Source organism: Longitalea arenae (genome assembly GCF_016924755.1).
Lineage (GTDB): Bacteria > Bacteroidota > Bacteroidia > Chitinophagales > Chitinophagaceae > Niastella > Niastella arenae.
This window is the reverse complement of the sequence record NZ_JAFFJX010000009.1, coordinates 56,008-76,019: the sequence shown is the minus strand read 5'-3', so window position 1 is coordinate 76,019 and position 20,012 is coordinate 56,008. Positions and strand designations below refer to the sequence as shown.

Annotated in this window: 19 protein-coding genes; 3 read left to right on the top strand and 16 right to left on the bottom strand. The window is 47.2% G+C overall.

Going from position 1 to position 20,012, the window contains the following annotated elements:
• Positions 1-115: 115 nt before the first annotated feature.
• The 4 genes from JT717_RS18190 to JT717_RS18175 form a co-directional block, all read right to left on the bottom strand.
• Entirely contained in the window at positions 116-1,009 is an 894-nt protein-coding gene (locus JT717_RS18190; RefSeq protein WP_240348222.1) for a branched-chain amino acid transaminase, read from the bottom strand.
• A 533-nt stretch (positions 1,010-1,542) separates the two neighbouring features.
• Positions 1,543-2,658 (bottom strand): 3-isopropylmalate dehydrogenase, encoded by a 1,116-nt coding sequence (leuB, locus tag JT717_RS18185; RefSeq protein WP_205512190.1) that lies wholly within the window; start codon positions 2,656-2,658, stop codon positions 1,543-1,545.
• A 50-nt stretch (positions 2,659-2,708) separates the two neighbouring features.
• A complete protein-coding gene (locus JT717_RS18180; protein WP_205512188.1) occupies positions 2,709-2,942 on the bottom strand; it encodes a hypothetical protein in 234 nt (77 codons plus the stop codon).
• Between the two features lie 104 nt (positions 2,943-3,046).
• Positions 3,047-4,210: a 2-isopropylmalate synthase gene (locus JT717_RS18175; protein ID WP_205512186.1), complete on the bottom strand. Its 1,164-nt coding sequence runs from the start codon at positions 4,208-4,210 to the stop codon at positions 3,047-3,049.
• Between the two features lie 213 nt (positions 4,211-4,423).
• Here JT717_RS18175 and JT717_RS18170 point away from each other — a divergent pair, with 213 nt between their 5' ends.
• A complete protein-coding gene (locus tag JT717_RS18170) occupies positions 4,424-5,986 on the top strand; it encodes a hypothetical protein (RefSeq protein ID WP_205512184.1) in 1,563 nt (520 codons plus the stop codon).
• Positions 5,987-6,737: 751 nt separating this feature from the next.
• Here the strand turns inward: JT717_RS18170 and moeB are convergent.
• The 4 genes from moeB to JT717_RS18150 all read right to left on the bottom strand — a co-directional run bounded on the left by moeB (position 6,738) and on the right by JT717_RS18150 (position 10,773).
• Entirely contained in the window at positions 6,738-7,895 is a 1,158-nt protein-coding gene (gene moeB, locus JT717_RS18165; protein ID WP_205512182.1) for a molybdopterin-synthase adenylyltransferase MoeB, read from the bottom strand.
• A gap of 418 nt (positions 7,896-8,313) precedes the next feature.
• Positions 8,314-8,739 (bottom strand): M67 family metallopeptidase, encoded by a 426-nt coding sequence (locus JT717_RS18160; RefSeq protein WP_205512180.1) that lies wholly within the window; start codon positions 8,737-8,739, stop codon positions 8,314-8,316.
• Positions 8,740-8,935: 196 nt separating this feature from the next.
• A complete protein-coding gene (locus JT717_RS18155) occupies positions 8,936-9,196 on the bottom strand; it encodes a hypothetical protein (RefSeq protein WP_205512178.1) in 261 nt (86 codons plus the stop codon).
• 275 nt (positions 9,197-9,471) lie between these two features.
• The gene (locus JT717_RS18150) at positions 9,472-10,773 is read right to left on the bottom strand and encodes a BNR repeat-containing protein (RefSeq protein WP_205512177.1); all 1,302 of its coding nucleotides are present in this window, start codon (positions 10,771-10,773) and stop codon (positions 9,472-9,474) included.
• A gap of 214 nt (positions 10,774-10,987) precedes the next feature.
• On the opposite strand from JT717_RS18150, the gene JT717_RS18145 reads away from it, so the two are divergent.
• On the top strand, positions 10,988-11,578 hold the full coding sequence (locus JT717_RS18145; protein ID WP_205512174.1) for a Crp/Fnr family transcriptional regulator: 591 nt from the start codon (positions 10,988-10,990) through the stop codon (positions 11,576-11,578).
• 90 nt (positions 11,579-11,668) lie between these two features.
• Positions 11,669-12,091: a DoxX family protein gene (locus JT717_RS18140; protein WP_205512172.1), complete on the top strand. Its 423-nt coding sequence runs from the start codon at positions 11,669-11,671 to the stop codon at positions 12,089-12,091.
• Here JT717_RS18140 and JT717_RS18135 read toward each other — a convergent pair.
• The 8 genes from JT717_RS18135 to JT717_RS18100 all read right to left on the bottom strand — a co-directional run bounded on the left by JT717_RS18135 (position 12,088) and on the right by JT717_RS18100 (position 19,914).
• Positions 12,088-12,942 carry a fumarylacetoacetate hydrolase family protein gene (locus tag JT717_RS18135; RefSeq protein WP_205512170.1) on the bottom strand — a complete coding sequence of 285 codons (855 nt, stop codon included), beginning with the start codon at positions 12,940-12,942 and terminating at the stop codon, positions 12,088-12,090. The genes JT717_RS18140 and JT717_RS18135 overlap by 4 nt on opposite strands.
• A gap of 61 nt (positions 12,943-13,003) precedes the next feature.
• Positions 13,004-14,110, bottom strand: coding sequence for a glycosyltransferase family 4 protein (locus tag JT717_RS18130; protein WP_205512168.1), 1,107 nt, complete (start codon positions 14,108-14,110; stop codon positions 13,004-13,006).
• A gap of 175 nt (positions 14,111-14,285) precedes the next feature.
• Positions 14,286-14,678: a VanZ family protein gene (locus JT717_RS18125; RefSeq protein ID WP_205512166.1), complete on the bottom strand. Its 393-nt coding sequence runs from the start codon at positions 14,676-14,678 to the stop codon at positions 14,286-14,288.
• Positions 14,668-16,059, bottom strand: a complete 1,392-nt coding sequence (locus JT717_RS18120; RefSeq protein ID WP_205512164.1) for an undecaprenyl-phosphate glucose phosphotransferase — start codon at positions 16,057-16,059, stop codon at positions 14,668-14,670. The genes JT717_RS18125 and JT717_RS18120 overlap by 11 nt, the downstream gene beginning before the upstream one ends.
• Positions 16,060-16,183: 124 nt before the next feature.
• The gene (locus JT717_RS18115) at positions 16,184-16,948 is read right to left on the bottom strand and encodes a WecB/TagA/CpsF family glycosyltransferase (RefSeq protein WP_205512162.1); all 765 of its coding nucleotides are present in this window, start codon (positions 16,946-16,948) and stop codon (positions 16,184-16,186) included.
• A gap of 26 nt (positions 16,949-16,974) precedes the next feature.
• The gene (locus JT717_RS18110) at positions 16,975-17,532 is read right to left on the bottom strand and encodes an acyltransferase (protein WP_205512160.1); all 558 of its coding nucleotides are present in this window, start codon (positions 17,530-17,532) and stop codon (positions 16,975-16,977) included.
• Positions 17,533-17,590: 58 nt separating this feature from the next.
• Positions 17,591-18,682, bottom strand: coding sequence for a glycosyltransferase family 4 protein (locus JT717_RS18105; protein WP_205512158.1), 1,092 nt, complete (start codon positions 18,680-18,682; stop codon positions 17,591-17,593).
• Complete coding sequence (locus JT717_RS18100) at positions 18,682-19,914, bottom strand: glycosyltransferase family 4 protein (protein ID WP_205512156.1); 1,233 nt, start codon at positions 19,912-19,914, stop codon at positions 18,682-18,684. The genes JT717_RS18105 and JT717_RS18100 overlap by 1 nt, the downstream gene beginning before the upstream one ends.
• Between the last annotated feature and the right edge of the window lie 98 nt (positions 19,915-20,012).

Sequence of the window (20,012 nt, the reverse complement as noted above, 5' to 3'; positions counted from 1 at the left end):
ATTTTTCTTACAACCTATTATTCGGTTTGTGGTTTATGGTTTGTGGTTTGTCGTTATCTGAGCCTTCAAACTCCTGCTATACTTTGTACTTCGCGCGTGTTAGAGGGCCAACCATTTAGTCAACCAATTCTCCTTTAATAGCTTCCGTAACCCGGTCCTTATACGCCAGTTGTATCCGGCGGCCGATGGTGTTTTCCCACTTTGCGGGGAATGTCACTTCATCGTACGACTGCCAGCCGATCACTTCTGCTGCGGTGCCACAAAAGAAAGCGGCATCGGCCTGTTTTAATTCATCGGTCGTGAACAGGCGCTCTTCCACAGGGATATTCAGTACCTGACAAATCTCTATTACCGTTGCCCTGGTGATGCCCGGCAGGATATTACCGGCAGGTGGCGTTACCAGTTTGCCGTTCTTTTCAAAGAATACATTGGCGCCGGGACCTTCCGCTACATACCCGTTCATATCGGTAAGCAGGGCTTCATCGTATCCCTTAGCTTTGGCTTCCTGGCTGGCCAGGATCGAATTCACATAATGGCCGCTGGCTTTGGCTTCAATGCGAAAGCCTTTGGGATTCGGGCGCTGAAAGGAAGAGGTCATTACGCGCAGTAATTTTTCTCCCAGGAATAAACCCATTTCCCAGGCGGCGATCAGTATATATGATTCATTGTTGGGATTGAAGCTCATGTTGGCAGGAGCATACACTACCGGCCTGATATAAGCGTTCTGCAGCTTATTACGTTCCAATACCTCGTAGGTAGCCTCAATGAGTTCATTGCTATCCCAGCTATAAGGCATATTCAGGGCAAGTGCTGAATTTTTCAGTCGATCGTAGTGCTCGGTGGCCTTGAAGATCTTTGTTTCGCCGGTAACAGTGCGGTATGACCTGATGCCTTCAAACACCGCATAGCCGTAGTGCAGTGACTGGCTGTAGAAGTCAGTCGTAGCTTCGGCCGCTTTTACAAAAACGCCGTTGAGATAAATGATCGTATTGTTATGATAGTAAGCCATTATACATTTTTTAGAATAAGGTTATTGTAATCGTGAATGGTCAATGGTGAATGGGCAATGGGCAATGGTCAATAAAATTTTAAACTCATCTACAGATCTCAGACAACTGGTGTTGCCATTGCCATTTACTGTTCCGCTGAACCATGTCACGGGTAAAAAAAAGACCCGCCTCGTTGGAGGCGGGTCTTTATGCTGATATTATTATACGTTAAGCACCACCTCCATGCGTTGCAGGAATAATCACCACCACCACAATAATAATTATTGCAGAAACCACAGAGATGATGTTATTAAAGCTGCTTTTTTGCATAAGAGGACTTCGTGTTGTCACAAATATACACCCGCCGGTTCAATTATAAAGAGCTTCTTTAAAAAATTTTGTTCCCCCGACCAACCGGATCCTCTGATTTCTGATTGCGGGATTTCTGATTTCTTTCGGGCGACCATCTGATAAATCTCAAAATCCCCAAATCTCAAAATCTCAAAATCAGAAATCTCAAAATCTCGAAATCAGAAATCTCAAAATCATAAATCTAAATGATCGTGCTTTTTCTCAATTCTATATTCGCCTTATTCACGCCACCCGGTATGCGGTTCGCCACAAAGTCGCTTACCAGCTCACCAATGGTTGATGTGAAATAAAAATTGATCGGATCAATATCTTTCGTTACAAAACCATTCACCAGGGTCCACTCAACACCCAGCCGTACAGCTTCCGCTTCTTTGGCCAGTCCAAAATGGTCGAGTAACATGGCGGCTGATAGAATACATCCCAGCGGGTTGGCAATGTCTTTACCGGCTGCCTGCGGATATGAACCATGGATAGGTTCAAACAGCGCCACTCCGGCCCCGATAGATGCCGATGGCAGCAGGCCCAGCGATCCGCTGATCACACTGGCTTCATCACTGATGATATCGCCGAACATATTTTCTGTGAGTATCACATCAAATTGTTTGGGGTTCAGGATGATCTGCATAGCGGCATTATCTACGAACAGGAAATCGACCTTGACCTCTGGATATTGTGAAGCTATTTCCTGCACAACCTTACGCCACAGGCGCGATGTTTCCAGTACATTGGCCTTATCAACCAAAGTCAGTTTCTTGCGGCGCTTCCCGGCATACTGAAATGCCAGGTGCGTGATGCGTTCAATTTCCGGGCGCGTATATACGCAGTCGTCAGCAGCACGGGTTCCGTCTTCACTCAACTCTTTCTTCCCGAAATAAATACCACCGGTCAATTCCCTGAAAATTATGAAATCAACTCCTTCGAGCTGCTGCGCTTTTAAAGGAGACAGATGTTGCAAAGAGGGGTACGTGATTACAGGACGAATGTTGGCAAACAATTGTAAGCTTTTCCGCAATTTGAGCAGGCCCTGCTCGGGGCGTACTTTGGCGGAAGGATCGTTATCGTATTTAGGATGGCCAATAGCGCCAAATAAGATTCCATCACTGTTAAGGCAGGCTTCAATCGTTTCGTCGGGCAGGGGGCTGCCGGTTTTATCAATGGCATCGGCGCCCATTAAGCAATACCGGTAGTTGAATTCATGCCCGAATTGCTCGGCAATGGCATTCAATACTTTCACTGCCTGCCGGGTTACCTCAGGCCCTATGCCATCACCTTCTATAACAACAATATTTTTTTCCATAAATGTAGTTTCAAAACACCGACTCACCAGTCCCGCTTGTCATGCATACACTATTGCTGCAAGCGCGCTAACCGTTTGCTTTGAAAAATAATATCCGGCACATGTGGTTCCGGGCTGTCTTTTTCAATCAATGGTTGCACCTGCAGGCGCGATAAAATAACGTTTATAGGTAATTGTTGATAATACGTAGAAGTGTTGCCCCCCGGTCCGCCGGCTGGCGGAGCGTACAAAAACTTACCGTTCATTCCGGTATCGTTTGAATCTTTTTTTCTTTTCTCCTTCATTCTTTTCTCTTTTTCTTTTTCCCCTCCTGGGGTCAGGGAAAAAAGCGTGGTGCAGACGCACCACGCGTAACAAAAACTACATGATTATGAGAAAATACTGCTCACTACACTGTGGCGGCCTGATACTGATTTGCCAGAACCTTCAGATCCTCATCCTCAACTTCTTTCTTTCTATCAGCTACTTTCAGGAACTGTTCGTACAATACATCGATGTCGTTCCGGTTGAACTGGAAACCCAGTTTCTGAAAGCGATGGGCTAAAGCGCTACGGCCGCTGCGCGCTGTTAGTACAATTTTACTGCCATCTGCCCCCACCTGTTCGGGGTTGATGATCTCGTAGGTTTGTGCATCTTTCAGGAACCCATCCTGGTGAATACCGGATGAATGAGAGAATGCATTGGCGCCTACAATGGCTTTATTTGGTTGCACCGGCATCCGCATGGTGTCGGAAACCAGTCTGCTCAACGGGTTCAGTTGTTGTGTTTTGATATCGGTATAAAAACCGAGGGTATGGTGTTGCTGAATGACCATTACCACTTCTTCGAGCGAGGTATTACCTGCTCTTTCACCCAATCCGTTTATCGTACACTCGATCTGGCGGGCGCCGTTCATGGCACCGGCAATTGAATTGGCTGTCGCCAGTCCCAGGTCGTTATGACAATGACAGCTGATCACTGCTTTGTCGATATTGGGTACATTGTTGATCAGGTAAGCGATCTTTTCGCCATATTGATGCGGCAGGCAATAACCTGTCGTATCGGGTATATTTACCGTGGTAGCACCGGCAGCGATCACTGCTTCTACTACGCGGGCCAGGTAATCATTATCGGTACGGCCGGCATCCTCGGCATAAAATTCAACATCGTCGGTAAAGTTGCGCGCCCATTTAACCGCCTGGATTGCCCGTTGAATAATCTCTTCGCGGGTTGAATTGAACTTCGACTTAATGTGAAAATCAGAAGTTCCGATTCCAGTATGGATCCGGCGCCTTTTGGCCGTTTTCAGTGCTTCTGCAGCCACTTCGATATCTTTCTGCACGGCCCGGCTTAAACCGCAGATCACTGCATTTTTGATCACTGAACCTATTTCACTCACGCTTTTGAAATCACCGGGTGAGGAAATGGGGAAACCAGCTTCAATAATGTCTACACCCAGTTCTTCCAGGGCCAAAGCAATTTCTATCTTCTCTTTAGTGTTTAATTTACAGCCTGGCACTTGCTCGCCGTCACGCAATGTTGTGTCGAAAATATAGACTTTGTTCTTTGGCATAGGTATCTCTATAAAGTAGGATTTTATTTAAAAAAAGCAGGCTGTTCGATTTTGTGTTGCTTGCTATAAATGTGAAAAACAACCTGCTGATCCGAAATTATTCCTGTTTATTTAAGCGCAAAAACCAAATTTGTACCTAATTTACATTACTTAACCAGTACCAACCTGGCTAAAACCCTTGTTGGTCAAGGATTTTAATGATTTTCGATTACGATGCCCAACCGTTCTACAGATGCCTTGTTCCAGCTGATTAAGTCCCTGGAAAAGTCAGAAAAACGCAATTTCAAGCTGTATGTTCAACGTAATTCTTCAAGTGAAAACCTGAAGATCGTGCAGCTATTTGACGCCCTCGATAAAATGGATTCTTACGACGAGAATTTACTATTGAGCCGGTATAAAGACCTGAAAAAGCAACAGCTTTCAAATATAAAAGCCCATCTTTATAAACAGATCCTCAGCAGTTTACGACTTATAAAGAACGAAAACAACATCGATATCCAACTGCATGAGATGATGGACCATGCGCGGATCTTATACAACAAGGGGCTCTACCTACAAAGCCTCAAGATGCTCGACCGCATGAAGGACATGGCCCGCGCCAATAACCAGATCACCTATCTGTTACAGGTGCTTTTTTTCGAGAAAAAGATTGAGGCTCTGCACATTACACGCAGTATGACCGACCGGGCTGAGCAGCTGACCTGCGATGTGGATGAAACCAACCGCCGCCTGGTAATGGTAAGTAAACTTAGCAACCTCTCGCTCCTGCTCTACAGCTGGTATATCAAACATGGCCATGCCCGCGACGAGAACGACGAAAAGGAAGTGCAACAGTTCTTTAACCAGCATTACCCCGCCGGGGCCGACGAGGCCAAGGGTTTTTACGAACGCCTCTACCGCTACCAGTGCCATTGCTGGCATGCGTTCATCCGTCAAGACTTCCTCATGTACTACCGCTATACCCAAAAATGGGTGGAATTATTTGAAAAAGAACCATTTATGATTGAAGTGGAGACGGCCCATTATATCAAAGGCATGCACAATCTCATGGGCGCCCATTTCGATCTGCAGAATTATAACAAACTCAAAGAGTCGCTCGACACCTTCGAAGCTTTTTCAAACAGCGAACTGGTGGTGAATAACCACAACAATCGCATCCAGACCTTTGTATACCTGCAGTTGAGCAAGATCAACAAGCATTTTATGGAGGGAACCTTTACGGAAGGCTTGCAGCTCGTACCTTATATTGAAGAGAAGCTCAAGGAATACGAGATCTACCTCGACCGGCACCGCATCCTGGTGTTTTACTATAAGATCGCTTCCCTGTACTTTGGCAGCGGCCATTATGAGCAGGCGATCGACTACCTCAATAAGATCATCAACTGGAAGGTTGACCTGCGTACCGACCTGCAGTGTTACAGCCGCCTGCTGCACTTAATAGCGCACTATGAGCTGGGAAATTATCAATTGCTGGAATACCTGTTTAAATCGGTGTACCGCTTTATGGCGAAAATGGGCAACCTGAGTGTGGTGGAAGAAGAGATCTTTCGCTTTTTGCGCCGGACTTTCCATTTGTCGCCCCGCCAGCTAAGGCCCGAATTCGCCAGGCTGCTGGAACAGTTAAAACAATTTCAGGCAAACCGCTTTGAGACCCGCGCCTTCGCCTACCTCGATATCATCAGCTGGCTGGAAAGTAAAATGGAAAATATTCCCGCCACCGAAATTGTCATCAGGAAAAAGTTCCTGAGCAGGATGAAACGGGTTCAGAGTTCGTAGTAACCGGTTGCCGGGTACCAGTTACCGGTTACCAGTTTCCGGTTACCGGTTACCCGGTTGCCGGGTACCAGTTACCGGTTACCGGTTTCCCAGTTGCCGGTTACCGGTTACCCGGTTACCAGTTACCGGTTACCGGTTGCCGGTTGCCGGTTGCCGGTTTCGGGTGTGGGTTACCAGTCGCCGGTTATCAGTCGCTGGTTGCTTGTTTCCAGGCCTTGCACGCGGGAATACCGTTGTAACTGCTTGCATTTCTGCCATTGCAGGCGGTTTTCCTACAATAACAAGCTGTAATGCAGCCATGCTGGCTGATTTGCTATCATTTCAGGCTGACTTTCTACCATTTCAAGCTGCCATGGACACAAAACAGCTGGATTTTTGCCATTTCAACCTGACTTCAGATCGTTTCTGCGTGTATGCTGACCGTTGCAGCTTGTTTTTACCCCGCTGAAAGCTGTTTTCTTCCGGTGATCACCTACCTGGAGAGCAAAGCAGCCTGCCATGGCGGGATAACAAGCTGTTAAGAGGTTATAGTTATCCGTTTTAACGGAAAAACAGCCTGCAACGATATCATACAGCTTGTCAGGTTGGAATACAGCCCAAAACGATCCATTGCAAGCCGACTTATGCGCATTTCAGATATGAAATGAGGAAACTTCGTTTAGCAAACGATCTCGCAGTATTGCCCATTCACCCGGCCCGAACGACGTTCAGTTGGGCGGGCATTCACCATTGACCATTCACCATTGCCCATTCAATACTTTGTCAACTCCGGCTGCACTTCTTCAATGTAGGCCAGAATGCCGCCTTTTAAATTGAAGAGATTGTTGAAGCCGAATTTCTCTTCAAGCTCGCGGATCGCTTTGGCGCTGCGGCCGCCCATTTTACAATGCAGGATCACGGGGATATTTTTATTGATCTTATCCACCTGTTCGGCCACGCTGGCCAGCGGTATCAGTTCGGCGCCGATGTTCACGATGTCGTACTCATAGGGTTCACGAACATCGATCAGCTGGTAACTAACGCCTTTCTCCTGTAATTCGGTCAGCTCACGGGGTGTGATCTCTTTCACAGGTTTTTCTACTGCTTTAACACCGCAGAACTGTTCATAATCGATCAGTTGGGTGATGGTTGGATTTTTTCCATTCAGCGGATTATCATCGCGGCGGGAAATATTAAAAGTGCGGCTTTCGAAACGCAAGGCGTCAAAAATATAAAAACGACCGGCCAGGGGCTCTCCTACCCCGGTGATCACTTTAATGACCTCCAGCGCCTGCAGACTGCCGATGATGCCCGGCAATACGCCCAATACGCCCCCCTCGGCGCAACTGGGCACCAGTCCGGGTGGTGGCGGCGTTGGGTACAGATCGCGGTAATTCGGCCCTATATCGCCGTTGGCGTAACGGTAGTTAAATACTGCCACCTGCCCTTCGAACTGGAAAATGGAAGCATAAATATTCGGCTTGCCCAACAGCACACAGGCATCATTCACTAGGTAACGGGTGGGGAAATTATCGGTGCCATCGGCCACCACATCATAGTCTTTTATAATGTCCAGGGCGTTTTGAGAAGTGAGTTGGGTGTTATACAGTATAAACTCTATGTGCGGGTTCAGTGCCTGCAGCCGTGCTTTGGCCGCTTCCACTTTTGGTTTTCCGATCTCATGTACGCCAAACAATACCTGGCGTTGCAGGTTGCTATCGTCTACCACATCGAAGTCAACAATGCCAATGGTGCCAATACCGGCGGCAGCCAGGTACAATAAGACCGGACTGCCCAGGCCGCCTGAACCAACTACCAGCACTTTGGCTGCTTTTAATTTTTCCTGTGCGGCCAGTCCGAATTCGGGTATTATAATGTGCCGGTTATACCGGGCGAGTTCTTCTTTGGAAAAACTTATTTGCGTACTCATGCTTGATCTGTTAAAGTTGCAGGGCTGCGGTTGACCGGTTGCCAGTTGCCGGTTACCAGTTACCGGGTGCCGGTTGCCGGGTGCCAGATTCCCGTTGCCAGTTGCCGGTTACCGGGTGCCGGTTGCCGGGTGCCAGATTCCCGTTGCCAGTTGCCGGTTACCGGGTGCCGGTTGCCGTTTACCAGTCACCAGTTACCAGTCATCGGTTGCCAGTTACCGGGTGCCGGTTACCGGGTGCCGGGTGCCGGTTCACTCTGTTTATTGTAGTGCTCAATGGCCTCAATTGCCCTCTGCGAATGTCGTCAATTCCAATCAAAATCAACCCGCCACTTTATCAACCTAGCAACTCTACCAGCCTGTCAACTTTTTCAACCTGTGAACAGCAGCAAGCTGTCAACTCTATCAAGCTGTCAACTTATCAGTAAGCGATCAAATGATTGTTCTCCTCTTCAAACTGCCAGTCGTCATTTAAACGCCAGGAGCGGATAGGCCCGGGCTCCTTTTCATTCACGGAAATGATGAGGTATGAAAAGAAAGGTTGTGCGGCGGCGCGGTCAAATTCCGAAGGTATAGCGGGGTAATTGGGATGAGAATGATACACACCCAGTAGTTCAAGGTCTTTTTCTTCTGCATATTTTTCCGCTTCGAGATAGTCGTGCGGTGAGATCTCGAAACGCCGCCGTTGATCACCTTCTATCACGTTCTTTGCTTCGCGCGCCAGGGTAATGATCCGGCGGCCATTGCTGTCTTCATGCCCATATAAAAATCCGCAACATTCGTTTGGATAGGCATTGACGGCCTCCTGTACAATAACTTTTTGCGCATCGTTATCAAGTACGATCATGTTACAATATTTTATCTGTTGATATGCCTGCTGCTCTGCCTGATAAGGTACATTAAAAAAGCTCCCCGTTTCATGGGGAGCTTTAACTATGTATGGTATGTATATTAAATGTACGGAGAAAAAACGGTTAAACGAACAGGGCATTCTTAGCACCTAAACTGCACGTGTAAGCAAATGAGTGGTAACCCGTTAGCGGTCAGCTCATCAATGTGCAGCCGCAATAGGCGCCTTCAACAAAACCTATATATTGCCTGCGCTTCATCCTGTGGCCTTTTATCCGCGTCACCGGGTATAATAATCCTTGTCCGAACTGTTCGGGGCGCTGCCAGTCAACAGAAATATATGCAGGCAATTGCCTTTTAATTTCTTCCAAACTTGTATCCATGGGCACCTGGGTCGACCAGCAATGAAATTCCCACAGGTAATTTTTGAATAATGATGTAAGGCGTTCGATCATGGCCAATTAACGAAGCAGCTCTTATCTTCATTGTCCTGCTCATGCTCAAACAATAAGAACTACATAGATACCCTGAACCAACGCTACAATTAATGGATTAAACCAAGCCAGCCACCCGGGAACCTGTATTATCACAACTTACCCCGATTATCACATTGCGTTTCATTTCAAAACTTGTCCCAATTATCACATTGATAAATTAACCCATTGCATTTCATTATCACATTACATTTCATTATCACATTATCAAATTATCACATTATCAAATTATCACATTATCTCATTGACCATTCCAGCACCTGCACAGGCTGCGGTGGAATAGCCCTGGTGGTTTCTCCATCACCCTGTTCCACCCGCTCAATGAATAAATGCAAGACCTGCCGCTTTTGCCAGATCTCTTTGTCATAACTGGGCTCCCATAAGCCAACAGGGAAAGTGGTGAGATCTTTTACCTGCCATTGCCCTTTCGTTATATCAGCACAATAGGCCACACTTGCTTTTTCTTTCCGCTCAATATCCCGGTATACGAGCAGGCCCTGTACAAGGCCCTTTTTACTGGCAACCAGGATCTGCGGGCGTGATATCGGAATGCGTTTCGTGCCGCCGCCCGATAAGGAAAAGGGCGTCCTGCGCTGCGATATTTGTTGCGTGCGCCATTGCTGTCCGTCGTGATATACCAGCCGGTACTGCGGAATGGTACTGGTTGAATCGCGCCAGTAGCTGGCGATATAGGGATGACCGGCATCATCCGTGCTCATAGAGGTTGAGTTGATCAATTCACTGTGCTGCGGGATGCGGCAGGCATATTCTGCGGTAGCCGCCGTAATGGGTAAAGCATATTTCTCCCCCGTACTTTTTTCCCAGCTGCGGCCGCCATCTTTCGACCGGGCATACATCATATCATGATTGGATGCTACATCGGGGCTCTCGCGCCATACCCAGGAGATATGTATGGTGCCTGCTTTATCTATTGCCATTTGCCAGTACGGACTACGCTGGCCTTCGCCATTGATCCAGCCATCCTGCAGTTGGGTCCATTTTTTGGTTTTGGTGTCATAATGGTTCAGCATGAGGTTGCCATTGCCACTGCCGCCATCGCGATACAGGAACAGAAGATTGCCATTGGGTAAACGGTAAAACTCGGGGTAGGTGACCTTGGTCTCTTTACTGCCGGTCATAGGCAGTTTATTTGTCAGCTCCAAAGAGCCGGCACGCACACTGCGGGCATATCGTAATTCATTGTTATGGTGATCCCACGATACATGCAGGTAACCTTCGCCGTCGGCAATAATGCTGATGGTATTATGCGCATCGGTGGCCTTGCCGGTATAGGGGGAGGTTTGCAAGGTCCACCGTGATGAACCGATTGCCCGTTGGCCGATCACCAGGCGTTGGGCGGAATCATAATATGCGATGTACTGGGTATTGTTAAAGCTGGTGAGGGAATTGTGGCGGAAAATAACGGCATTGACGGAATTGGCGGCCCAGCCTTTTCCGGCGGTTGTAATGCGCACCTTTGTTTGGGCAATCGTTGCTGCACTCCCTATTAATAAGAGCGCGGTGAATAATTTGTACATAACGCCAAGATAATCGAAAACTTCATAAGGTTGAAACAGAACCGGTCGCATTTGAACTGACGACCGGCAACTGGTAACCGGTAACTGGCGACGGCAACTGGTAACTGGCGACCGGTACCCGTAACCGGCAACTGGCAACCGGTAACTGGCGACCTGCAACCGGTAACCGACTGCTCCCCCGAAACCTGTAACTTGCAAGCAGAAACAGCAAGTCATGTTTACGATCATCAAACAATCTCTACAACGCATCATGCCCTCGATCACCGAGGAGGAAATGGTATTTTTTATCAGCAAGCTGGAACACCGCACCATAGCCAAACATGATTTTTTTGTAAAGGAAGGCCAGGTAGCCCATGAGATGGCCGTTGTGCATAAAGGAGCATTCAGATTGTATTTTACTTACCAGGAGCGGGAACAGACCGGCCATTTTATGTTCGAAGGGCAGTGGATCGGCGATTATGAAAGCTTTCTGACCCGGAAACCGGCCGCCAACAATGTAGAAGCACTGGAAGATAGTGAGGTATTTTGTTTGTCCTATAACAACATGCAGCAATTGTATAGTATGGGCGCACAGTATGAACGCTTCGGCCGCCTTATTGCAGAATATGTGTACCTGGTGGCCATGAATTCTTATAAGTCTTTATTACTGAAAACTGCTGAAGAAAGATATCTTGAATTGTTAGAAACGCAGCCGCAGATCCTGGAAAGGCTGCCACAACATTATATCGCATCTTACCTCGGCATTCAGGCCCCCAGCCTCAGCCGTATAAGAAATAAACTCGCCGCGCGATCGGCCCGCGGTTAACCTATGTTAATGAAGGGCCCGGGCTTTTTAACGCAGGTTAATGGTATTGCAAACAGCTATTGCCAATTTTGTATGATAAAATTTGGTTGTATGGCATTCATGATCGGACTAATAGCATTTTTTGGCATCGGCTTTTTGATCAGCCTGGCCTCGGGCGGTAGTTGGTTATCTACTTTAGCCGATAAAGGCGCATTTGCGTTATCAGCCATGTTTGTGCTGGTAGGCATCAGTCATTTTCTAAAGCCGGAAAAACTGCTCGCCATGATCCCACCCCACTGGCCATACCGGGAAGCCATGAATTATCTCAGCGGCGCTGCTGAGATCATCCTGGGCATTCTCTTGTTGTTCGGCCCTACGCGCACACTGGCCGCCTATGGCCTCCTGCTCTTATTAGTAGCCGTGTTTCCGGCAAATATATATGTGTCCACAGCGAAACCTACTCTCTACAATATATCACGCCTGTTCTTTCAACCCCTATATATGGCATGGGTCTGGTATTTCTGCCTGCGTTAGATCCCGCCCTTTACATCTATAAAATTCACGAGGGTACCAATACCATCGATGCTAATCGTAACGCGATCACGGGCTTGTAAAGTAAAGTCTGTCGGCGGCACCAGGCAGGTACCGGTCATCAGGAAACAGCCGGTGGGAAAATCGCATTCCCGATAGAGATAAGATACGAGCTCGGTTAATGTTCGCTTCATGCGGCTGATGGTAGTGCTGCCTTCATACATTTTCGCTTCATTGCGATGTATGGTCATATAAATACCCGTTTCCCCATTGATAGGCTGTTCAGGAACATAGAGGCAGGGCCCGAGCCCGGCGCTTTTTTCGTATACTTTGGCTTGTGGAAGATACAATGGATTTTCGCCCTCGATACTTCTGGAGCTCATATCGTTGCCAATGGTGTAGCCCTGAATGACACCGGCGGCGTTGATGTACAGAGCCAGTTCCGGCTCGGGCACATTCCAGCTTGAATCTTTTCGAATGTAAACGGTTTGCTGGTGGCCCGATACGCGGTGGGGCAATGCTTTAAAAAATAATTCGGGACGCTCTGCTTCGTACACGCGTGAATAACAGTCGGCCCCGCCTGTGTCTTTTGACTCTTCCATCCGCGCGTCCCGACTTCGCAAATAAGTAACACCTGCAGCCCACACTTCCTGCGAACCAATAGGCGGCAGTAAATACGCACGGTGCCATTCTTCAGCCTGCTCAGTGCTAACTTTTTTTCCATTCAGATACTCTTCCAGCAAAAAAGCGTATAAATTATCCCGGTTGATCAGTGTATCCCAATCGTGCTGCAACACATAAAATTCCTCTTTAAACTGTAATAAGATCCCTTTGCCTGTTTTGTATAGCTTCATGGTATGTTGAGGTTTTTGTTCCCCAACACTAATATAAAGAATATCACCGATGAAGCATCGCTTAGTTCCTTTTCTTATCGTGCAGCACCTGTTCAAAAATACCGGTCAGTCCGTCATAGAATTTCGACAGGGTATATTTCTGCATAAACCGCTCGCGGGCACTATAACCCATTTGCAGGCGGGCATTTTTATTTGACAATAATTGTTTCAACCGGTTGGTCAGGTCCTTTACACTGCCGGGCGGAACCAGCAGGCCATTTACACCATCCTGTAAAATATCCGGAATACCGCCTACACAGGTAGCAACCACGGGTACGCCAAACTGCATGGCTTCAAGGATGGATAATGGAACGCATTCAGAAAATGAGGGCAGCACAAAAATATCCGCCCTTTCCAGTTCTTCGAATTTGTCGGCGCCAAATCGCGGGCCCACCACATCAACCAGGTGTGTTATACCACCGGCTGCACAATATGCTTTTGCCTGCTCAATACTGTAATCAACCGGTGCACCTACTACCCTTGCATGAAAAGGGCAGCCCTGCTTATGCAGTTCTACCAGGCTTTGCAGGAAAACTTCTATGCCCTTGCCAATTACAAGATTCGAGAGGTACAGGATCCTTGGCCGCGCATTATCATGTTCCATAATGCGTTTTTGCATGATCTCAATACCATTGGGAAGAATAAAAGGTTTCGGATCATATATCGAACGGATATCTGCCGTTAGTTTCTCTGACAAACAGATCACCTTTATGCCCTTAAAGGTCTTGCGCAAGAGCCATCTTTTATAGCGGGAACCGGCAGCCATCTCCTCAATACCTTTTTTATGCAGGTGGAAAATGATGCGGCGGCAAAATAACTTAATGATCGCCGTGAACAGCGCATCGCGGTAAAAGATCTTTCCGGTGGGAACGATCGTAAAATATACCAGGGATGGCCTGTAGGTGATCAGGATCCGGCAGAGCCGGAAAATAAAACCCACCAGGTGAAGCAGTTTCCGTGGTGTTATTTTTCCAATGTCATCCAGTGTTTGGCCAAAATGCAGCGGTAAGGTTTTTACGTCATACTTGCCCTTCCATCCCGGGTTATCAACCGTATACTGGTTCATAACAGTTACTCCATGAATGGGTGGCGGAAGCTGAACTATGAACAGGATCCGTGGTCTCATCATTCAGATAATTGTTTTTTGCATTAATGTACTCGTCCAAACCAGGTTACACATAACCTGAAATTATCGGGCAAATAATGAACTCGAACTTAAACAGGTGGCCGGTTAAGATAGGAATAGCAGTTTTGGTTCGGCAGCAATCGTAGAAGTGAAAAACGGATAAGGAAACAAAAACAAATTATCTGTAAACAAGTGAACACATCAATGTAGCCAGGGATATGCCCAGGAAATTACTGGTCATATCCAAGAGGGAAACTGATCTTCCGGGTACAAATGATTGTAGCATTTCAAAAAGGTAGGATGATAACAACACCGCTATCCAGAAAACACCTTTATTGCGGCCCTTGCAAAACAGGATGTACAGGAATATGGTGATCACAAAATAATACCCGCCATGGCAGAGCATATCCAGCCACCAATGGTAACCGGCGCCGAAATAATTCTCGGGATGAAAATTGGGCCATTCACAAAAGATACCGGTAACAATGAGCAGGCCGACAAACAACAATGTTTTACCAACCCCTTCCAATCTGTACTTACTAACCTTTGTCGCGTTTGTCTTAGAATGCATTTTCTTCCCCTTTTATAGTGTTAAATACCGTCAGGAACATGATCTTAATATCCAGCCACATGTTCCAGTTCTCCATATACCAGAGGTCATACTCCACGCGCTTCTTCATTTGATCGAGTGTCCTGGTCTCACCCCGGAAACCATTCACCTGTGCCCAGCCGGTAATGCCGGGTTTCAGGAACTGACGGATCATATATTCGTCGATGATCTTGGAATAATCATCTGTGTGTTTCAACATATGCGGACGAGGTCCCACAATACTCATGTCGCCCATCAATACATTCAGGAATTGCGGAAACTCATCAAGGCTGGTGCGGCGCAGGAACTGGCCCAGTTTGGTAATACGGGCATCGTTGCGCGTTGCCTGCATGGTATTTGCATTGTCGTTCACCTTCATGCTTCTGAACTTCAAACACCAGAAGCTTTTATTGTCCTGCCCGCTCCTCTGCTGCCGGAAGAAAACCGGTCCTTTTGATTCCAGTTTGATCAGCAGTCCGATCAGCGGAATCAACCAGGAAAGAATGAACACGGTCACCAGCGAGCTTACCACAATGTCGAACAGGCGTTTCTTGATCTTGTTGCCCAGATCATCCAGCGGCTCTTTACGCAGCGACATCACCGGGATCTCATTCAGGTAATCGATATATACCTGGCGTTTTACCAAAGCGCCGATATCGGGCACTATTCGGAAACGGATGCAATTCTGATCGGCTTTCTGGATCAGCCGGTAGATACCCGGATTCTGTTCGGGAACGATGGTAGAATAAATTTCCGTAGCACCATAGCGCTTGCAAACATCCAGCGCCCCATTGATATTGCCGAGAATGGGATACCGCGATAATTCATGGATGTTCTCCACTTCCTCACAATAACCGATCACTTCTTTGTTTACGCCATCTTCTTCGAGGTAATCGACCAGCCGGCGCGACAGATCATTATAGCCCAGCACCACTACTTTTTGGGAAAAGAAATCTTTCTTCTTGAAATAATGGTATATAGCCAGGTACAAGAACCGGTTACAGGCCAGCAGTAAGGGAATACCACATATGATGGTGGCAATAAATAAACGCGAAATGATAAAGAAATGCGAGAAGAACAGGAATCCGCAGATCATGAGCAGGAAATAGAGAAAGGCCCGCGTTGAGCGTCCTGCAAACAATTCAAAGGAAAATATATTCCGTTCATGGTATACATTGCCTGAAAAAGCAACCACCAGCCAGGCAACTGTTAAATAAACACCGAAGTAAGTATATTCAATGTATGCCTCTATCAGCATTTCCCGTTGGAAAAAGAACCGGGCTGTAAAGAACACCAGGTTAATTGCCATCAGGTCCATCGCCAGCAAGGTCAACTGCAAATGGCGCAAAAATCTGCTATTCATACATTCTCATTTTATCGTGAATTGCCAATAAACAATGGAGAGGAAACACAAGTACTTCATACTTCGTACTTCCATTGCTATCAACTATATCTACTCTGTTATTCTGTTAATGTTATTAACCTTATCAGCTCGTCAACTTACCCATTCTCCGCACCATGAATATTTTCTTGAAGAACAGATAAATAAACAGGGAGTTGGTAATCACATAGCGGCGGAAAAGGCGGCGGGGTTCCTGCATCAGGCGGAACAACCATTCCAGCCCCATATGCTGCAGCCAGGCCGGGGCGCGCTTCTGCATGCCCACCATAACAGGTAAGGCGCCTCCTACCCCGATCATTACGGCTTTGATCCTTCCTTTCATGGAAGCCATCCATCTTTCCTGTTTTGGACAACCCAGTATCACCAGCACTACAGCCGCACCCGAGCTGTTGATCTTTTCAACGAGTTTATCTTCTTCTTCTTTGGTAGCCGGGCGGAAAGGCGGACTGTACATACCGGCGATAGGCAGATCGGGAAATGCATATTTCAGGTAATTCTCCGTTTTCTCGAGTAAGGCCGGCGTACCGCCGTAAAAGAAAGCCGGCAGCTTTTTCAACATCATCTGCTGTAACAGATCCGGTAACAGGTCCATACCCGCTACGCGGTCCTGCCTGATGCCATATACATACCGCAATACCCAGGTCAGCGGTTTACCATCGGGCGTTACCATGGTAGCATCGTTGATCACTTTATTGAAGGATTGATCTTTATACGCTTCAATGAACATATGTACGTTGGCAACGCATACATTAGCCGACTGCTTTTGATGCGCCATCGTAACAATGTTATTGACGAAAGAAGAATAATTGCCTGTTGTAATTCCGAAGTTGATGATACTTTTCCGTTCCATACCTGAAGTATTTTAAGGAATGAATTTTACAGTTTGCCGTAATATTTTGATTTAACCAGTTTCAAATGCGTTTGCAGGTCTACGGCATTGTCGAAGCGGCCCCTGATCTTTTTGGCCGGAACACCTGCATAGATGGAATAGGGTTCTACATCTTTGGTCACCAGCGATCCGGCGCCAATGATACTTCCTTCACCGATGGTAACACCGCCCATCACCGTTGAGCCATAACCGATCCATACATCATCTTCAATGGTGGTTACCAAACCGATGCCCTTCCAGTTGTATTTCGGATCCCGCACCTGCGGTGCAAGCCGGATGGGCACGCCGGGCAGCTGGTAATGATGATCATACCGCCCGACAATAGCCACCCGGTTACCGAACATGACATTATCCCCTATCACTACATCTGCTTCGATGAAGGAATCCCTGCCTATATAAAAATTACGCCCGATCACTACTTTGTCCCTGCCCCAGATCCGGACCCGTAAACCGGCATGAAACCCTTCCGCTATGCTGTAACGCCTGTAGAGGACCTTACGCAGCAAAAGATCTCTGAATTGCCTGATTACATTTAGCATCGACATATTGATTATTTTCAGGGGTTATAATGTATAAGTAGTTGAACGGTGCGCTTAGGTATATTTAAATGGCCATCATGACCTGATGCATGCCGGCACACACCTCGCGGCGGGTAAATTTCACTGCGATCTGCCGGTTGTTGTTCGACATGGTTTTACGCAATGCATGATCATTGTATAAGGTGTCAATGGCTGTGGCTACACTTTCCGGCGATTCGCCATCTACCCATAATGCATTGTCGGGTGATGACAAATGATCCTTGGCAGCCCTGATGCGGGTAGTGATCACCGGTAAACCGGCAGCCACGGACTTGAACAGCGCCATCGGAAAGCCCTCATTGAAAAAAGTGGGGAAAGCCAGGATATCGGCATTGGCATAAAAATGATCGCATTCGTGATCGGGAATAAAACCCGCGAAACGAACATACTTTGTGATCTTTAATGCCTCTGCCTCTTTTTTCAAGGCGTTCATATCAGGACCATCGCCTACAAAGATCACCTGGCATTCTTCCTTACACCCAAGCCTGGGTATGCTTTGTAACAAACTGAAGACGCCTTTCTCTCTTACGATACGCCCCACAAACAATACCTTGAACTTGTTTTCATCGAGCGCATATTTTTCCCGGAATTCCACGGAGGCTACCGAGCGGCCCGGATCGACAATATTGGCCGTGATGAATATTTTCCTTGCCAGGCCGGCATCATACTGCCGTACCAGTTCTTTCTCTTCACTCGACAAAAAGAACCAGGCATCTACATGTTGCCGCAAATAAGGGATCACCAGCCTGCGGTAGAAAAATGACTGGCTTTGCAGGATCGAGATATCCGATCCATGCGTTTTGATCACGATCTTTACCTTGCGGAAATAGAATAATTTAATGATCAGTACTGTAATGAAATCCCGGGTGGTACCCACCGGTTCGAAGCGGGAATTCAGGTATAAGATATCCGGGGAAAAGGCATACAGCTCTTTTACGATATTGAATGCCTTTACAACAACGCCCCATAATTTATTCAGTTTGCCGGCGGATGAATCATTGCGGCCATACGAAACCGGTTTACAGGTATACCCCAGATCGGTAAACCCGTCGATCTCGTCACGCGATAAAAGAACATGGTGTTTAGGTGGCACGCCCACCAAAATCCGATGAGCCATTAATTGTAGAATTGAGAGGTTATTAAATTCACTTTACGTTCCCAGGTATTTCCCTTCGCATAGTTGTATGCATTCCGGGAAAATTGTTTTCTTAGTTCAGGATTCTTGTACATGGTGGTGACTGCCTCGGCAATATCAAGCGCTGTTTTCTCTTTTGTGGTGGGCTTGATCTTAATGCCACACTCATTGCTAACCGCCAACGCAGAACCATGGATATCGAGCGTGATCACCGGCAGGCCAAAGGCCATCGCTTCATTTAACTGGGCCGGACAGGAATCACGCAGTGAACAGAAAATAAACACATCAGCCTGTTCATAGTGATGCACCACTTCATGAAAGGGTATTTGCCCGAGGATGCGCAGGCGTTTCGGATCAAGACCGTATTGATCTATCCAGCTTTGCAAAAAAGGATAGAGTTCGCCACCACCAACAATGGTGAAGGTGTAATCAACTTCTTCAGGCACCAGGGATAACGCATGCAGAATGAGGTTCAGGCCCTTTCTTGGTAACATGCGGCCAACCCATAATAAATTCAGGGTTTTGCCGGGTGCACGTTCAATGTATTGGATATTCTGCATCGATAAAGGGATGGCGTTATCGAGCACGAGGTGCACATTGTTGCGGGGCGTTTTTCTGAGCTTCTGAACAATGTCGGCCGTATCCTGGTTGGTTACCAGAATATGGTCAGAACGCGACACCGTATTTTTCAGGTTTGCACTGAACCTGATGCTCAGGTTCGAGATCAGGCTGCGGATCCTTTCGATCTTCCAGGCCGGTCCGAAATATTCTTTAAAGGCAGGCAGTGCTTCCTGTCCGCCGCCTACCGGCCCAAAAATGATGCGGGTATCTTTTAACTTCCATAAAAATGTGCCCTGCTGAAAGCTGCCGAAGGTTACGTGATGCGCTACATCGAAATGTTTTTCCTTATGCATTTGCATGGCAATGCGGGCTGCTTTCTTACGCCACAAATAATAATGCAGGTAAATGGTCTTGGAAGAAGTGTTCAACAACATTTTGTCGAGATTGTAGGCCAGCTCCACACAAACAATGTGCAGGTTGGGTAAAGCGAGGCGGCGAAGTTCTTTCTCCGTTGCCTCCTTGTCTTCTACATTTGTCAGGCACCATACTTCATATCCCTGCAGGGCGAGGTTAAGCGCCCAGCTCCATCCGTTACCAGGCTCACTTCCTTTAATAGGTGAGCAGGCATACGCACTTAATAAAACTTTCTTCATGAGATTTAGCTGTTTGTTGGCCAGAAAGAATCGGTTGGCAATTGGCAAGGAGTTCGAGCTTTGATGATTCCGATTGTTAGCTGCTGATCTTTTTACCT

Bases quoted from the DNA above. Each gene is read 5' to 3' on its own strand.
- JT717_RS18115 (WP_205512162.1), bottom strand. From the start codon at position 16,948: ATGGAACGGAAAAGTATCATCAACTTCGGAATTACAACAGGCAATTAT.
- JT717_RS18105 (WP_205512158.1), bottom strand. From the start codon at position 18,682: ATGGCTCATCGGATTTTGGTGGGCGTGCCACCTAAACACCATGTTCTT.
- JT717_RS18125 (WP_205512166.1), bottom strand. From the start codon at position 14,678: ATGCATTCTAAGACAAACGCGACAAAGGTTAGTAAGTACAGATTGGAA.
- JT717_RS18155 (WP_205512178.1), bottom strand. From the start codon at position 9,196: ATGATCGAACGCCTTACATCATTATTCAAAAATTACCTGTGGGAATTT.
- JT717_RS18170 (WP_205512184.1), top strand. From the start codon at position 4,424: ATGCCCAACCGTTCTACAGATGCCTTGTTCCAGCTGATTAAGTCCCTG.
- JT717_RS18140 (WP_205512172.1), top strand. From the start codon at position 11,669: ATGGCATTCATGATCGGACTAATAGCATTTTTTGGCATCGGCTTTTTG.
- JT717_RS18130 (WP_205512168.1), bottom strand. From the start codon at position 14,110: ATGATGAGACCACGGATCCTGTTCATAGTTCAGCTTCCGCCACCCATT.
- JT717_RS18160 (WP_205512180.1), bottom strand. From the start codon at position 8,739: ATGATCGTACTTGATAACGATGCGCAAAAAGTTATTGTACAGGAGGCC.
- JT717_RS18135 (WP_205512170.1), bottom strand. From the start codon at position 12,942: ATGAAGCTATACAAAACAGGCAAAGGGATCTTATTACAGTTTAAAGAG.
- JT717_RS18190 (WP_240348222.1), bottom strand. From the start codon at position 1,009: ATGGCTTACTATCATAACAATACGATCATTTATCTCAACGGCGTTTTT.
- JT717_RS18120 (WP_205512164.1), bottom strand. From the start codon at position 16,059: ATGAATAGCAGATTTTTGCGCCATTTGCAGTTGACCTTGCTGGCGATG.
- JT717_RS18175 (WP_205512186.1), bottom strand. From the start codon at position 4,210: ATGCCAAAGAACAAAGTCTATATTTTCGACACAACATTGCGTGACGGC.
- JT717_RS18150 (WP_205512177.1), bottom strand. From the start codon at position 10,773: ATGTACAAATTATTCACCGCGCTCTTATTAATAGGGAGTGCAGCAACG.
- JT717_RS18100 (WP_205512156.1), bottom strand. From the start codon at position 19,914: ATGAAGAAAGTTTTATTAAGTGCGTATGCCTGCTCACCTATTAAAGGA.
- JT717_RS18180 (WP_205512188.1), bottom strand. From the start codon at position 2,942: ATGAAGGAGAAAAGAAAAAAAGATTCAAACGATACCGGAATGAACGGT.
- moeB (WP_205512182.1), bottom strand. From the start codon at position 7,895: ATGAGTACGCAAATAAGTTTTTCCAAAGAAGAACTCGCCCGGTATAAC.
- leuB (WP_205512190.1), bottom strand. From the start codon at position 2,658: ATGGAAAAAAATATTGTTGTTATAGAAGGTGATGGCATAGGGCCTGAG.
- JT717_RS18110 (WP_205512160.1), bottom strand. From the start codon at position 17,532: ATGTCGATGCTAAATGTAATCAGGCAATTCAGAGATCTTTTGCTGCGT.
- JT717_RS18145 (WP_205512174.1), top strand. From the start codon at position 10,988: ATGTTTACGATCATCAAACAATCTCTACAACGCATCATGCCCTCGATC.